Source organism: Streptomyces sp. NPDC040589, assembly GCF_055594445.1.
Window position 1 is genome coordinate 29,724 of sequence record NZ_JBVIWP010000016.1, and the last position, 14,304, is coordinate 44,027.

4 protein-coding genes are annotated in these 14,304 nt (G+C 71.8%); all 4 read right to left on the bottom strand.

Annotation, left to right across the window (positions count from 1 at the left end):
• Nucleotides 1–43 precede the first annotated feature (43 nt).
• On the bottom strand, nucleotides 44–7,300 hold the full coding sequence (locus tag ACZ58V_RS40045; RefSeq protein ID WP_471296203.1) for a MupA/Atu3671 family FMN-dependent luciferase-like monooxygenase: 7,257 nt from the start codon (nucleotides 7,298–7,300) through the stop codon (nucleotides 44–46).
• A complete protein-coding gene (locus tag ACZ58V_RS40050; RefSeq protein ID WP_471296205.1) occupies nucleotides 7,297–10,587 on the bottom strand; it encodes a type I polyketide synthase in 3,291 nt (1,096 codons plus the stop codon). Before ACZ58V_RS40050 ends, ACZ58V_RS40045 begins: the two co-directional genes overlap by 4 nt.
• Entirely contained in the window at nucleotides 10,587–11,849 is a 1,263-nt protein-coding gene (locus ACZ58V_RS40055) for an MFS transporter (RefSeq protein WP_471296207.1), read from the bottom strand. Before ACZ58V_RS40055 ends, ACZ58V_RS40050 begins: the two co-directional genes overlap by 1 nt.
• 290 nt (nucleotides 11,850–12,139) lie before the next feature.
• Nucleotides 12,140–14,293: a glycoside hydrolase family 127 protein gene (locus ACZ58V_RS40060; protein WP_471296209.1), complete on the bottom strand. Its 2,154-nt coding sequence runs from the start codon at nucleotides 14,291–14,293 to the stop codon at nucleotides 12,140–12,142.
• Nucleotides 14,294–14,304: the final 11 nt, after the last annotated feature.

Consider the following 14,304-nt stretch of genomic DNA (forward strand, 5'->3'; position numbering starts at 1 on the left):
TGGTCCGTGTCGCCGTCCCTCGGGGCGGCGACACGGACCGGGGTCAGCCCCCGAGCGCGCTGCCGGTCTCGTCGCGCAGGAGGGCGACGTAGTCCCGGGTCCAGCCTTCGATCGTGGTGCGGTCCCAGAGGTCGGCCGAGTACTCCACGAAGCCCTGGAGCTGGTCCCCGGCCGGGACGAGGCCGAAGGTGAGTTCCGTGCGGGACGCGGCGGGGGCGAGGTCCTCGATGGCCGTGGTCAGCCCGGGCAGTTCGATCTCCGCGTCCAGGGAGCTCTGGTAGGCGAAGCCGACGTCCAGCCGGTCCGGCACGGCCACGCCCGTGCGCTCCCGCAGCGCGGGGGCGATCAGGCGTACCGGCATGGCCCGGTCCATGCACTCCACCGCCGTGCGGGCGATACGGTCCGTGAGGCCGGCGAAGGAACCGGCGGCTCCGTCGCGCACGGGCAGCGCGAAACCGGTGATCGTGCAGGCCAGCAGGGATTCGAACGCGCGGCGTTCACGGTTGGCGTAGGAGATGTTGAACACGACGTCGCTCTGCCCCGACTTCTGCGCGAGCAGCCGGCCCAGGGCCGCCGCCGTGACCACGAAGGGCGTCGTGCCGCGCTGTCGTGCCAGGCGTTCGACGGCGGTCCGCACCTCGGCCGGCACGGTGAACATCACGGCACCGCCCCGGCCGCTCGGCTTCTCGGGCCGCGGGCGGTCCAGGGGCAGGTCGACGTTGAACGGCACTCCGTCGAGTTCGCGCAGCCAGAACCGCAGCTTGCGTTCGTCGGCGGCCTTGTCCGCCTGGCCCTGCTGCCAGTGGGCGTACTCCACGGGCTGGCACTCCACGAGAGGCAGGGCGTGAGGTTCGCCCCGCACGGCAGCGCCGTAGAGCACGGCCAGTTCCTTCAGCAGCAGGCTGACGGACCAGCCGTCGCAGGCGGAGTGGTGCAGGACGAGGAGCAGGACCCAGGTGCTCTCCCCGGTGCGCAGGAGGCGCACGGCCATCGGCGCGTCGTGGGCGGGGTCGATCGGTGTTTCGGTGGCCTCCGTGGCGGCCTTGTCCAGGGCTGTCTGCCGTTCCCCCGCAGGCCGTGCGGTGAGGTCCTCGATCGGCAGCTCCACCGCACCGGGCCGGAGCACCTGCTGTTCCCAGCCGTCGCCGCTGGGGACCAGACGGGTCCGCAGTCCCTCGTGCCGCTCGACGAGGCCGGTCAGGGCCGTGCCCAGGGCCGCCGCGTCCAGGTCTCCGGAGAGGGTGATCCGCAGGGCGACGTTGAAGACCTGGGGCAGGCTGTGTTCGGCGTGTACCGCGGCGAAACGGGACTGCTGAGCGGTGGCGGGTGCCCGGCGTTCCACCGAGCCGGGTCCTTCGTCGGGCTCGGGACCCGGGCCCGACGGCATCTCGCCCGCTGCCAGGGCCAGTTGGGCCGTCATGGCCCGCAGTGTCGGCTCCTGGTAGAAGCTCAGCATCGGGTACTCCGTGCCGAACTCCTCTCGGACCTGGTTGACCAACCGCATCGCGGTGATCGAGTGGCCGCCCAGGTCGAAGAACGAGGCATCGGCCGCGAGGGCGTCCGCGTCGATGCCGAACTCGTCGGCCCACAGCCGCCGTACGCGCCCCTCGACCTCCGTGCGGCGACCGGTCTCCGGGGCGTCGCCGACGGTGGTGCCCGGCCGGGGGCTCGGGGCCGTGGTGACGAGGTCGGGCGCCGGCAGCGCGGATCGGTCCAGCTTGCCGTTGCCCGTGATGGGAAGGTCCGGCTGGACCCGCCAGGCACGCGGAACCAGGTACTCCGGCAGCCGGGCCGCCAGTTCCTCGGCCACGAGGTCGGCGAACGCCTGCCGGTCGTCGGCCGCCGTGCCGATCGGGTCGGCGGGGACGGCGTAGGCCGCGAGGTAGGCCTCGCCGCGGTCGTTACGGCGGGCCAGCACGGCCGCCTCGCGCACCCCCTCCAGGGCGTTGAGCACGCGGGAGACCTCTTCCGGCTCGACCCGGAAGCCCCGGATCTTCACCTGGTCGTCGGCCCGGCCGCAGAACTCCAGCGTCCCGTCACCGCTCCAGCGGACCAGATCGCCGGTGCGGTACCGGCGGGCGTCCGGGCCGCCGTGCGGGTCCGGCAGGAAGCGCTCCTCCGTGAGTTCGGGGCGGTGCAGATAGCCGAGGGCCACGCCGGGGCCGCCGACGTACAACTCCCCCACCGTGCCGACGGGCACCGGGGTGCCGGACGCATCGAGCACGCTCAGCGTCACGTTGTCGACCGGGCGCCCGAGCGCGATCGCGGCAGCGGGGTCCTCGCCCTGCGGGGGCACGGTGTGTGTGGTGCACAGCACGGTGACCTCGGTCGGCCCGTACACGTTCACCGTCTCGTACGGCGCCTCGGGCCGCGGCCGGGTGCGCAGCACATCGCCGCCGAGCAGCAGGTGACGCAGGGGCGGCTGGTCGGCCGGGGGCAGGCGGAGCACTTGTTCGCCGAGGGCGGTGGGCAGGATCGAGAAGGTGATGCCCTGCTCGGCGTACCACCGGGCCAGGGACCGCGGGTCCCTGCGCAGTTCCTCGTCGGCGATGACGACCGACGCTCCCGCGGTCAGCGCCGGCCAGATCTCCAGGAGCGAGGCGTCGAAGCTCTGGCTGCACACGACGGCACTGCGGTCGGCCCGGGTGAAGGTGAAGCGCCGGTGCTGCCATTCGCACAGGTCGACGACGCCGCGGTGTGCCACCACGACGCCCTTGGGCGTGCCGGTGCTGCCCGAGGTGTAGAGGACGCAGCACGGGGACCGGTCGTCGGGGGTTGCCGCGAAGCCCTGCGGGCGCGGTGCGGTCGCGTCCGGCGGTACGACGGTCACGTGCCCGGGCAGCTTCAGGGCGGCCGCCTCTTCGCGTGTCGACACCAGTGTCCCGGCCCCGCACTCGGCGATGACCTGTTCGGCGCGTGCCCGGCCGAGGGAGGGGTCGAGCGGGACGTAGGCGCGGCCCGTCTTCAGCACGGCGAGCATGGCGACGACGAGGTCGGCGGAGCGCGGCAGCCACAGGGCCACCGTCCCCGCCGCGTCGCCGCCCGTCGTGTGCCGCGCTTGCAGGGCGGAGGCCAACTGCTCGGCCCGGTCGTCCAGTTCGCGGTACGTCAGTCGCGAGTCTCCGCTGAGCACCGCCGTGCTGTTCGGCTGCGCGGCTGCCTGCCGTGCGACGAGGGCGTGGACGGTGGTGTCCGCCGACGGGCGGGAAGGGCCGTGCTGCCAGGACGGCGGTACGGGGTCGCCCTCGGCCCCTGAGTCGACGGCAGCGGCGGCGAGCCGTGACAGGGGCGCCTCGGGGGTGTCGACCGCCGCCGTGAGCAGGTCCTGGAAGACGGCGAAGAACCGGTCGACGGTGTGCTGGTCGAACAGGTCGGTGTTGTACTCCAGATGGCAGCGGATGCCGTGCGGCTGGTCGGTGAAGTAGACGGTGAGGTCCGTGAGGGACTTGTCCGGGCCGGTGTCCATAGGGGTGGCCCCGATGCCGGGCAGGTCGAAGCGGAACGGTTCGGCGCGCTGGAACTCGGCGAAGGCCTGGAACACCGGGGTCCGGTCCACCGCCCTGGTCGGGGCGAGTTCGCGTACCACCGTCTCGAAGGGCACCCGCGCGTGGTCGTAGGCGTCGAGGGCGACCGTGCGCACGCGCTCCAGCAGCGCGGAGAACGCGGGGTCTCCGGACAGGTCGAGGCGCAGCGCGAGGGTGTTCACGAAGAAGCCGAGCAGGTGCTCGGCCCGCTCGGGACGGTCCGAGATCGGGGTGCCGACGACGATGTCCGTCTGTCCGGTGATCCGGTGCAGCATCGTCGCGTATCCGGCGAGCAGGGTCATGAACAGGGTGCTGCGGCGCGTGCGGCTCAACTCGCGCAGGCGACGGGAGAGTTCCGGGTCGAGTGTGTGGAAGACCGCCCGGCCGTTGGAGGTCATCGTCGCGGGGCGGGGCCGGTCGGTCGGAAGTGCCAGGACGGGCAGCTCGCCGCCGAGGGTGCGGCGCCAGTAGGCCAGGTCCTCCTCGGTCTCGGGGCTGTTCGCGGACGCCGCCAGTTCCCGGGCGTGGTCGGCGTAGCTCCAGGTGAGGGCCGGGAGGTCGGGGGTGGTGGACTCGCGTTCGGCCCGGTAGAGGGCGGACAGGTCGCGGGCGAGAACGGTGGCGGAGGCCGCGTCGACCACGATGTGGTGCAGGGACAGCACGAGGACGTGCTCCGTCTCGGCGAGCCTGACCAGCCGGGTGACGAACAGCGGGCCGTCCGCCAGGTCGAACCGGCGTGTGCTCTCGGCCGCGAGGACGTCCTGGAGCGCGCCGTCCACGATCTCGAAGTCGGGCTCAGCGGAAGCCCGCACGACCTGCCGGGGCTCCCCTCCGGCTTCGAGGAAGACGGTACGCAGCCCCTCGTGACGGGCGACGAGTCCGCGCAGTGCGGCGTGCAAAGCGGGTACGTCGAGTTCGCCGTCGAGGCGGATGGCCTTGACCTCGTTGTAGGCGGTACGTCCCGGAAGGAGCCGCTCCAGGAACCAGATCCGTTCCTGGCCGGGCGACAACGGCGCGTCACAGGGAGCGGAGGGAGCCGGTTCCCGGTAGCGGCGCCGCAGGGCGTCCAGGTGCGGCAGACCCCCGCGCAGCGCGTCCTCCGCGACGCCGAAGTCCACGAGGGCGACGATCTCGTCGGCGCCGGCCGCGGTCACCGCGTCCACCACCGGCCGCACGCTGTCCGCCGTGCCGATCAGGGCGCGCTGGTCGCAGTAACGGCCGTAGGCGCGGCGGAACACGGCGTCCAGGTCGTCCTCGCTGAGGTCGGCCAGGTCGATGCTGTGCCCGAGGCTGTTGGTGACGCCGCTGAACACGGAAAGGGACGCGCGCATGTAGCGGGACAGCGGTTCGTACGCCTCGGTCCGCGCGGTGTCGTGGTCGTGCGCGAGGTAGGTGTGCAGCAGGACGGCGACGCGCCCGGCGTCCGGGTCCAGGCCGTGTGCGGCCCGGGTGCGGCGGTAGAGGGCGATGTTGTCCCGGAGCTGTTCGACGGTCTGGGTCATCAGGTTGGTGACGATGCCCAGGTCGTGGCGGGCGGCGAGTTCGTACGAGGCGGGGTTGCCGACCACGGCGGTGTACAGGGGCGGGGCGTCCTGCACCGGCCGGGGGAAGAGCCGTACCTCGGCCTCACCGTCCCCGCCGGCCCGGCGCAGGGCGTCGCCGCGCCAGAACTTCCTTACCTCTTCCAGCTGTTCGTACATCAGTTCCTTGTGCCGGCCGAAGCGGTCGGGGAAGAAGACGAAGTCGTTGGCGCTCCAGCCGCTGGCGACACCGATGCCGACACGCCCTCCGGAGAGGTTGTCGACCATCGACCACTCCTCGGCGACCCGGATGGGGTCGTGGAGGGGCAGGACGACCGAGCCCGCGTTGAGCCGGATGCGTTCGGTCTCGCGGGACAGCGCGGCGGCGAGCACCGCCGGGTTGGGGAAGAGGCCGCCGAAGGAGTGGAAGTGCCGTTCGGGCATCCACAGGGAGTGAAAGCCGTGCCGGTCGGCGAACCGGGCGACGTCCATGAGGAGTTCGTACTGCCCGGTGCGGGGCGTGGCGGTGTCCTGCGGGTAGTCGCCGAAGAAGTAGACGCTGAAGTCGGGCGTGCGCGGGACGACTTCCTTCGCGGGTGCCGTGCGTGGCGCGGTGACTGCCGCGGCGTTCCAGGCCATGGAGGCCACGGGGGCGGCTGTCGGTGCGGGAGTGGCCGGTGCCGGTTTCGGCGGTTCTGTCTTCGGCGGTGCCGTGTTCGGTGCCACGGGCCGCGTCCCCGGGAAGAAGCCCGCCGACCTCAGTTCGCGCAGCGAGTCCTGTACGGCGTCGGCGATGAACTCGATGTCGCCGTCCGAGTGGGCGGTGGACAGGAAGAAGTTGCGCCACTCCCAGACATGCACGCCCCGCAGCATCAGATGGTGGTAGAGCAGCTCCATGTCGGCTCGGTGCTCGAAGCGGAACTGGGAGCCGAAGTGGCTCATCCGCAGCGGGTACTCCTCGGCCTCGAAGAAGCCGTTCAGCGTCGCGGCCAGTTCGGCGGTCCGCGCGTTGAGGCGCTCCTGGAGGTGCGGGCTGTGCTCCTTGAGGTGGGTCAGTACGGCGCGGGCGGCGACCATCGACACCGGGTGCTGGATGTACGTGCCGCCGAAGAAGGTGGTGTCGGCGGGCGGGTAGCTGTCGTCGCCGTAGGACCAGTGGCCGCCGTCGACGCCGTCCATGATGTCGGCGCGGCCCGCGATGGCGCCGATGGGGAAGCCGCCGCCGAGGAGCTTGCCGTAGGTGGCGAGGTCCGGGGTCACGCCGTACAGCTCCTGTGCTCCGCGGGGTGCGGGGCGGAAGCCGGTCAGCATCTCGTCGAAGAGCAGCACGATGCCGTGGCGGCGGGTCAGCTCCCGCAGCCTGCGCACGAACTCGACCGGCTGGAGCTCGGGGTGCCGGCTCTGCACCGGCTCCACGACGACCGCTGCGATGTCGCCGGCGTTGCGGGCGATCGTCTCCAGGGCGGCCTCGCTGCCGTAGTCGAGCACCAGCAGATCGGAGACGGCGGCCTGCGGGATGCCCCGGGAGACGGGCACGGTGATCTGGTCGGTGCCGCTGTTCGAGGACCGGCCGAGGACGTTGTCGGCGTGGCCGTGGTACGCGCCCAGGAACGAGACGATCTTGTCGCGGCCGGTGGCGGCGCGGGCGAGGCGGATGGCCGCCGAGTTCGCCTCCGTACCGGAGTTGGCGAAGGCCACCCGCTCCAGCCCCGTGAGGTCGGCGAGGAGTTCCGCCGCCTCGCCGGTCTCGATGGTGCGGGGACCGAGCTGGATGCCCCGGGACAGGTGCTCGCGCACGGCCTCGGTGACGAAGTCGGGCTCGTGACCGAAGAGCAGGACGCCGAAACCCATGGTGATGTCGACGTACTCGTTGCCGTCGACGTCCTCGAGCCGTGCCCCGCTCGCCCGGCGGCCGGCGAGGGGGTACAGCATCTCCTTCGTGCCGCTGCGGAAGCCGACGACGGCGCGGCTGTCGGCCAGGACGCGGCGGTAGCGCTGGGCGATCCGCTTGGAGGTCGGCGTCTTGGCGGTGTAGCGGCGTACGAGGTCGGTCAGGTGCTCCTGCTGGGTGTGCGGCGAGACGTCCTGGACCATGCCGGAGGATTTCGCGACCGTCACTCGGGGTCCGTGGACCCGCGGCGGCTGCGGGGCCGGAGCTGCGGTTCCGCCCATCTGCTCGGCGATGCGCTGCGACAGTTCGGTCATCGCCGCCAGGTCCTGGTCCAGTGCCGCGGAAATGCCGTTCAGCCCGGTCACTTGGCCACCTTGCCGTTGAGCCGGTCCGTCACCGAGGCGGTCTGGAGGGCGAGCAGCTGGGAGAGCTGGGACATCATCTGCAGCTGTATCTGCGACATCTGCTGGATCTTGTGGGCGAGGTCCTCCAGTTCCTCGCGGGTCGCGTACTCGGGAGCGGAGGCCGTGCCGGCGGGGGCGGGATCCGGAGTGGGTGCGGGTGCGGGTGCGGGTGCGGGTGCGACGGGAGTGGGGACCGGTGCCGGTGCCACAGGCTGTGCCGGCTCGGCGCTCTGGACCGGGGGTTCGGTCGGCGTTGTCCCGGTCGCGTCCGGCATGTGCGCGACGATGAACTCCGCCAGCCGACGTGGCGTGCCCGTCTCCTCGAGCAGCTGTCTCATCGTCACCTTGACGTGATGCGCTTGCTCCAGCTCCCGCAGCACACTGATCATCTGCAGCGAGTCGGCGCCGAGGTCGAAGAAGTTCGCGTCGCCGACGATCGCCGACGGATCCCCGCCGAGGTGCCGGGCGGTCGCCTCGACAATGCTCCGGAGTACCCGTGCGACCGCTGCCTCTTGCTGCACCACTTCGGTTCCCTTTCTCGCTGCTGTTCTCGTACTCGGGGGCGTCGACCGGTGCCCCATCCAGTGGTCCTTGTGCTGGAATCGGTATCCGGGCAGCGGGACGCGTCTGCCACCACTGCCCGCCAGGAGCGCGTCCCAGCCGACGTCCGCTCCGGCGCAGTGCAGTCCCGCCGCCGCACCCCAGAGGGCTCCGAGTCCGGTGCCGCGCCGCAGGGACGGCAGCGCCGGTACGTCGGGCAGCGCCCGGCGGGCCAGACCGCTGAGGGTGGTGTGCGGCCCGATCTCGAGCAACGCGCCGGGCGATTCGGTGCCGATGCCGCGCAACGCCTCGTCGTAGCGGACGGGCTCGCGGGTATGGCGTAGGAAGTAGTCCGTGCCGGGGATCCAGCCGGGCGGGCGGGTCGCACCGTCCAGGGCGCTGACGAAGGGGATGCGCACCGGCCGGAAGTCCACGTCGTCGAGGACCTTCTCGAACTCCGCCAGCATCGGTTCCATCGAGGCGGTGTGGAAGGCGCGGGTCACCGGCAGCCGCTGCCCCGGTGTGCCGCGTTCGTCCAGCAGTGCGCACGCCCGGTCGACGGCGGCGACGGGCCCGGCGAGCACCTGGGTCCGGTCTCCGTTGCTCACGGCCGGCTCCAGCCCTGGAACCTCGGCGGCCAGGGCGAGGGCGGCCGCCCGGTCGATCGGCGCCGCGACCATCGCGCCGGGTGCGCAGCGCAGCCGCATCAGCCGGCCTCGTTCGGTGGTGAGGCGCAGCCCGTCCTCCAGGGACAGGGCTCCGGCCGCGTACAGCGCGGCGTACTCGCCGACGCTGTGGCCGGTCGCGGCGTGCGGTTCGACACCGGCGTCGCGCCACAGCCGGACGAGGGCGCACTGCAGGGCGAACAGCGCGGGCTGTGCGGTGTCCGTGCCCCCGACCGGCCCCTGCCCCGGCACGTCCGCCGGGTCCGCCGTGCGCAGCGCGTCGAGCAGGGAATCGCCGGTGAGGTCGCGGTAGTGCTGCTCGCAGGTGTCGAGCACTTCGCGTACCGCGGGGTAACGCGCGTAGAGGGCGTCGGCCATTCCGGGGTACTGGCTGCCCTGCCCGGTGAACTGGAACGTCACGCGCGGGGTGCCCTCCCCGGATGCCGTCCCCGTGGTGACCGCCGCCGTGGCGGTTCCGGTCAGCCAGGCGTCGAGGGCCTCGCCCAGGGCTGCCGGGGTGGCGCCGCGGACCGCGAGGCGGTGACGGCCGTGGGCGCGGCCGAGGGCGGCGGTGGTGACGAGGTCCGCCAGGTGCGGTGCGGGCGGCTGACGTAACCGGTCGCGGAAGGCGCGTGCGTTGTCCGCGAGGGCCTCCCGGCTGCTCCCCGAGACCAGCAGCACCTCCGGCGGCGCGGTGTCGCCGGTCCTGGGTGCCGGCTCGGGGGCCTGTTCCAGGATCAGATGGACGTTGGTGCCGCCCACGCCGAGTGAGGTGAGGCCCGCGCGACGGGGTACGTCGCCTTCCGGCCAGGGCCGGGCGGTCCGGGGGACGTAGAAGGGGCTGTGGTCGAAGTCGATGAGGGGGTTGGGTTCGCTGAAGTTCGCCATCGGCGGGATGACACCGTGGCGCAGGACCAGCAGGGTCTTGACGAGGCCGGCCAGTCCGGAGGCGGCGTCGAGGTGGCCGATGTTGGCCTTGGTCGAGCCCAGGGCGCAGTAGCCGTCGCGGTCGGTGTCCTCGCGGTAGGCGCTTGCGGCGCCGTCGAACTCGATCGGGTCGCCCTTGAGCGTGCCGGTGCCGTGGGTCTCCAGGTAGCCGATGGTGTCGGCGCCGACGCCGGCGCGTGCCAGGGCCTGGCGGACGGCCGCGCGCTGGCCCCGGGCGCTCGGGGCGGTGAACGCCTTCTTGTCCGCGCCGTCGTTGCTGATGCCCCAGCCGCGGACGACGCCGTGGACGGTGTCGCCGTCGGCCTCCGCCCGCGCCAGGCGCTTCAGGACCACGGCCAGGACGCCTGTGCCTCCCACGGTGCCGTCGGCGCCGGCGTCGAAGGCCCGCAGGCGGCCGGACCGGGAGAGGATCGAGCCCTTGACGTAGCGATAGCCCAGGACCTGCGGCACATGGACGGCGGTGGCGCCGACGAGGGCGATGTCGCAGTCACCCATGAGCAGTGACTGAGCGGCCGACTGCACGCCGACCAGCGAACTGCTGCAGCCCGTCTGGACGTTGACGGCGGGTCCGGTCAGGCCCAGCCGGTAGGCGACCCGGGTGGCGGTGAAGTCGGCGTAGTTGCCGACCGTGACCTGCATGCCCGAGGTCCAGTCGGGCGCCGGCCCGCTGGGCAGGACGTTGTTGAGCAGGTAGTTCTGCATCGTGTAGAGGTGGTAGCCGGTGCTGGCCCAGACGCCGACGCGGGTGCCGTCCCGTTCGCCCGGGTAGCCGGCGTTCTCCAGGGCGTGCTGGGCGCATTCCAGGAACATGCGGTGCTGCGGGTCGGTGAGCTGGGCCTCGCGGGGGCTCATCGCGAAGTGCTGGGCGTCGAAGCCGGCGATGCCGTCGAGGAGCCCGGAGGCGCCGACGAAGTCCTCCGCCTCGTACTCCTCGGCAGGCACACCGGCGGCGGCGAGTTCCTCGTCGGTGAAGCGGGTGATGCAGTCGGTGCCGTCGCGGATGATCCGCCAGAAGTCCTCGGGCGTGTCGGCGCCGGGCAGCCGGAAGGCCATGCCGATGACGGCCATCCGCGGGTCGGGGTCGCTGGTGCTCATCAGCCGCGTCCCTCCGTCACCGTCGGTTGGTCACGGCCGGCCGGTTCCTCCGCGGGCGGGCCGGGGGCTCCCCTGCCCCGGCGCGAGAGCCAGCCGAGGAGGATCAGGCACAGGACGATCGCGAGGCCGTGGAAGGCGCCCACCACCTGCAGTGGCGAGAAGGCCTCCAGGAGCGCGCCGCTGACGAGCATGCCGAGCCCGAACCCGAAGTTCTCCACCGAGGCGGTGAGTCCGAAGAGGCGGCCGCGCTGCTCGTCGGGGGCGGTCTGCAGCCTCGACACGTAGACGATCTCGGTGAATCCGTCGGCGGCTCCGGCGACGAGCGCGGCGATGACGGCGGGCACGGTCGGCAGCCCGCTGAAGACCACGATGAAGCCGGCCGACATCACACAGGCGCCGAGCGCGAAGGCCCGCTCCCCCGGGGTCTGTCCGGACTTCTTGGTGACCCGGCCGATGACCTGCTGGGCGACGATGTTGCCGATGGCCCAGGTGGCCCAGAACTGGCTGATGAACGTGGCCGGATGGTCGGGATCCAGGCTGCTGGAGTAGATGGGGAGGGCGACGTTGTGGGACGAGGAGCCCAGCCCGTCGACCGCCCGGATGGCCACCATCGCCATGAGTACCGGTGCGGTGCCCAGCAGCATCCGGGCCGTCCAGCGCGCGGCGCCGGAGTCCTTCGCCGAGCCGGCGCCCGCGGGGTCGGTGGCCGACCGGGTGCGGACGGGCAGCAGGAAGAGCATGGTCGCGGAGACCAGGAAGGTCGCGGCGTCCAGCGCGAACGCCGCGGAGTAGCCGAGTTGCGCCACGACCACGCCCGATGAGGCGAAGCCGGCGATCATGGCGAGCGAACGTCCGGTCACGAGCAGCCCGTTGGCCCGGACGCGGTGTTCCGCGCCGACGATTTCGGGGATGCTGCTGCGCAGGGCCACCTGGGAGAGCGTCGAGCAGCCGCCCGTGACCACGGCCAGGACGTACAGCAGTCCGGGGCGTATCCCGTCGGGGGCGAGCAGCAGTGACAGCAGGGCCACGGCTTGGCACAGGTCGGCGCCGACCATCAGGCGCTTGCGGTCGTAGGCCGAGACGAGCCGGCCGCTCACCCAGCCCGACACGACACTGGTCGCCAGGCGTACGGCCATGAAGAGGCCGGCGGCCAGCGCGCTGCCGGTGGCGTCGTAGACGAAGACGTTCAGCGCCACCATGTTCAGGTAACTGCCGTACGCCGAGATGCCGTTGCCCAGAACGAGCAGACGGAAGTACCTCATGCACCTTCCTCAGGTCTGCATCAAGGGGTGTGAAGGGTGTGAGACCGGGATCGCCTGGCCCGCCCGCTCAGTGGCGGTGCGGGATCCAGGCGGACGGAAGGGGCCGGTGAGGTCGCCCGTCGTATGGCGTGTTCATGCCCCGCTGCCGGCCCAGCACAGAAACCATTCCCCCCAATACGCCACCGGATGGCGGCCATTGAGTCGACACCCAAGCAGACCCGAACAGGCGTGTTCAAGACTCGGAAGTGGTCCAGACGACTTCCGGTCCGAATTTGGCGATTTCGGAGCGTTCAGCGTCTCAGGTCCGCGTTGTTCGCGGCCGTGATGACGCGGTCGCGTTCGGTGCGGGTGAACAGGTTCTCGGCCACCCAGCGGTCAGCGAGGGTGAGTACGGCGCGCACGAACGGGGCGGAGGTCGGGAAGGGGGCCTGTTGCCACAGGGCGTCGAGGAAGGTCCGGCCGTCGGTGCGGGCGTGGTTGGGGACGCCCGAGTCGGCTGTGCCGAACACGATGACGGGTTCGGAGCGCTTGAAGTAGGCGTGGTAGGGGGCGTCGTTGCCCAGGTGGAAGGGGGCGAGGGAGAGGTTGTGCGTGGTGAAGTGCAGGGGGCGGGAGGCGGGTTTGATCGCGTCGGCCAGATCGCCGCGGAGCGTGAAGTCCTTGTAGAAGGAGAAGGCGCGGAATTGCTGCTCCGGGCTTTGGGCCGTCAGGAGGAGCGGGCCGTAGAAGAGTGCTTGGACGGTCCGGTCGTCCAGGGCTCGTTCGATGTGCAGCCGGTAGGGCGTCGAGAGGCGGATGCGGTCGCCTCGGCGCCAGTTTCTGTTCAGGGTGAGATAGGTGCCGGGTGCGGCCGGGCCCCCGTACGGGGTTCCGTTGACCGTGACCGTGACGCCTGTCGTGGCCCAGGACGGGATGCGGAGCTTGACGGCGAGTTGGCCGCCGCCCTCGCGGAAGGTCAGGGTGCGTACGCCCTCGGCCGGGTAGTCGCTCGTCTGCTCGATGACGAGGCCGCGCTCCGGCCAGCGCAGGGTGGAGGCCAGGTACAGGTTGACGTACAGGGTGTTGCCGTCGGCGGAGCGGAAGTAGACCGAGTCCTGGTACTTGGTGTGGTTCTCCATGCCGGTGCCGCCGCAGCAGGTGCCGGTGTTGCCGAATCCGCGTCGTACGCCCGGGCCCATGCCGACGAAGTAGGTGACCTCGGGGCTGTCGGTGCTGGGGGTGTCCCGGCGGGAGGCGAGGATGTGGTTGGTCAGGCCCCGCTCGTAGTAGTCCATGTAGGCGGGGTCCGGCTCGTGGAAGAAGAGCTGCCGGCTCAGCTTGAGCATGTTGTACGTGGCGCAGGTCTCGGCGTTCTTGTCGTCGAGGGTCGCCGCGATGGCGCCGCGGGCGCGGAACATCTCGCCCTGGCCGGTGCCGCCCAGGGCGTAGGTGCGGGAACCCTCGACCATCCCCCAGAAGTTGCGGGCAGCGGCGGCGTAGGTCTCCTCGCCCGTGTGGTCGAACAGGCGGAGGTAGCCGGTGAACTGCGGGATGTGCTGGTTGGCGTGCTTCCCTTCCAGGACGTCACGGTTCTCCGCGCAGGCGTTGAGCAGTGTGGTGTTGTCGAAGCAGCGGGCGGCGGCGAGGTGTTCCGGCCGGCCGGTGAGGGCGTACAGGTCCGTCATGACCTCGTTCATGCCGCCGTACTCACCGGCGATGTAGATCGACCACATGCGTTCCAGCTGCGCCTTCGGCAGCCGGCCCAGACGGCTGTGCACCCAGTCGCCCATCTTCGCGGCGATGGTCAGCGCCTGCTGGTTACCGGCCTGGGTGTGCGCGTCCAGGAGGCCGCGCATGATCTTGTGGCAGGTGTAGTACGGCGCCCAGATGGTGGGGTAGGTCGTGTAGCTCTCCAGGAGGATGAACTGGGTCTCCGGGTAGGCCGCCAGGTAGCCGGGGTGGCTGGGTTTCGGGTCGCCGTGTTCGGCGAGGGCCTGCTGGCACTCGCCGAGGGCCGTGATCAGGTGGTCGAGCTTGGACTTGAGGGCGGCCTCGCGGGTGTCGGCGTACGCCTGCGCGATGAGGGTGAGGAAGTGGCCGCCGTAGTGGCCCCGCAGGTTGCCGTCGGCGGTTTCCCAGCCGCCCGGCGGCCGCGCGCCGCGCGTGTCCAGTCCGGCGTTGGCGCGGAAGACGGCCAGGATGCGGTCGGCCGGGTAGGCGCGGGCGTAGTCGAGCATGAGGTCGCGCTTGGCCCGGAAGACGCCCCCGCCGAGGGTTACCTGGTCCAGGCCGAAAGGCCGCACCGCCCAGGTGGGCTGGGCGGGCAGCGCTCGCGCGGCGGCCTCGGCTGTGGAGCCGGCGGGGGCGGCTTGGGCCGGTGGGCCGGAGGCGATGAGCGGGGTCGCTGTGGCCGCGGCGCCGGCGGTCAGGCTCAGCACGCGGCGTCGGGTGGGTGGCTGGAACATGGCGCACTCCG

Bases quoted from the DNA above. Each gene is read 5' to 3' on its own strand.
- ACZ58V_RS40060 (WP_471296209.1), bottom strand. From the start codon at position 14,293: ATGTTCCAGCCACCCACCCGACGCCGCGTGCTGAGCCTGACCGCCGGC.
- ACZ58V_RS40050 (WP_471296205.1), bottom strand. From the start codon at position 10,587: ATGAGCACCAGCGACCCCGACCCGCGGATGGCCGTCATCGGCATGGCC.
- ACZ58V_RS40055 (WP_471296207.1), bottom strand. From the start codon at position 11,849: ATGAGGTACTTCCGTCTGCTCGTTCTGGGCAACGGCATCTCGGCGTAC.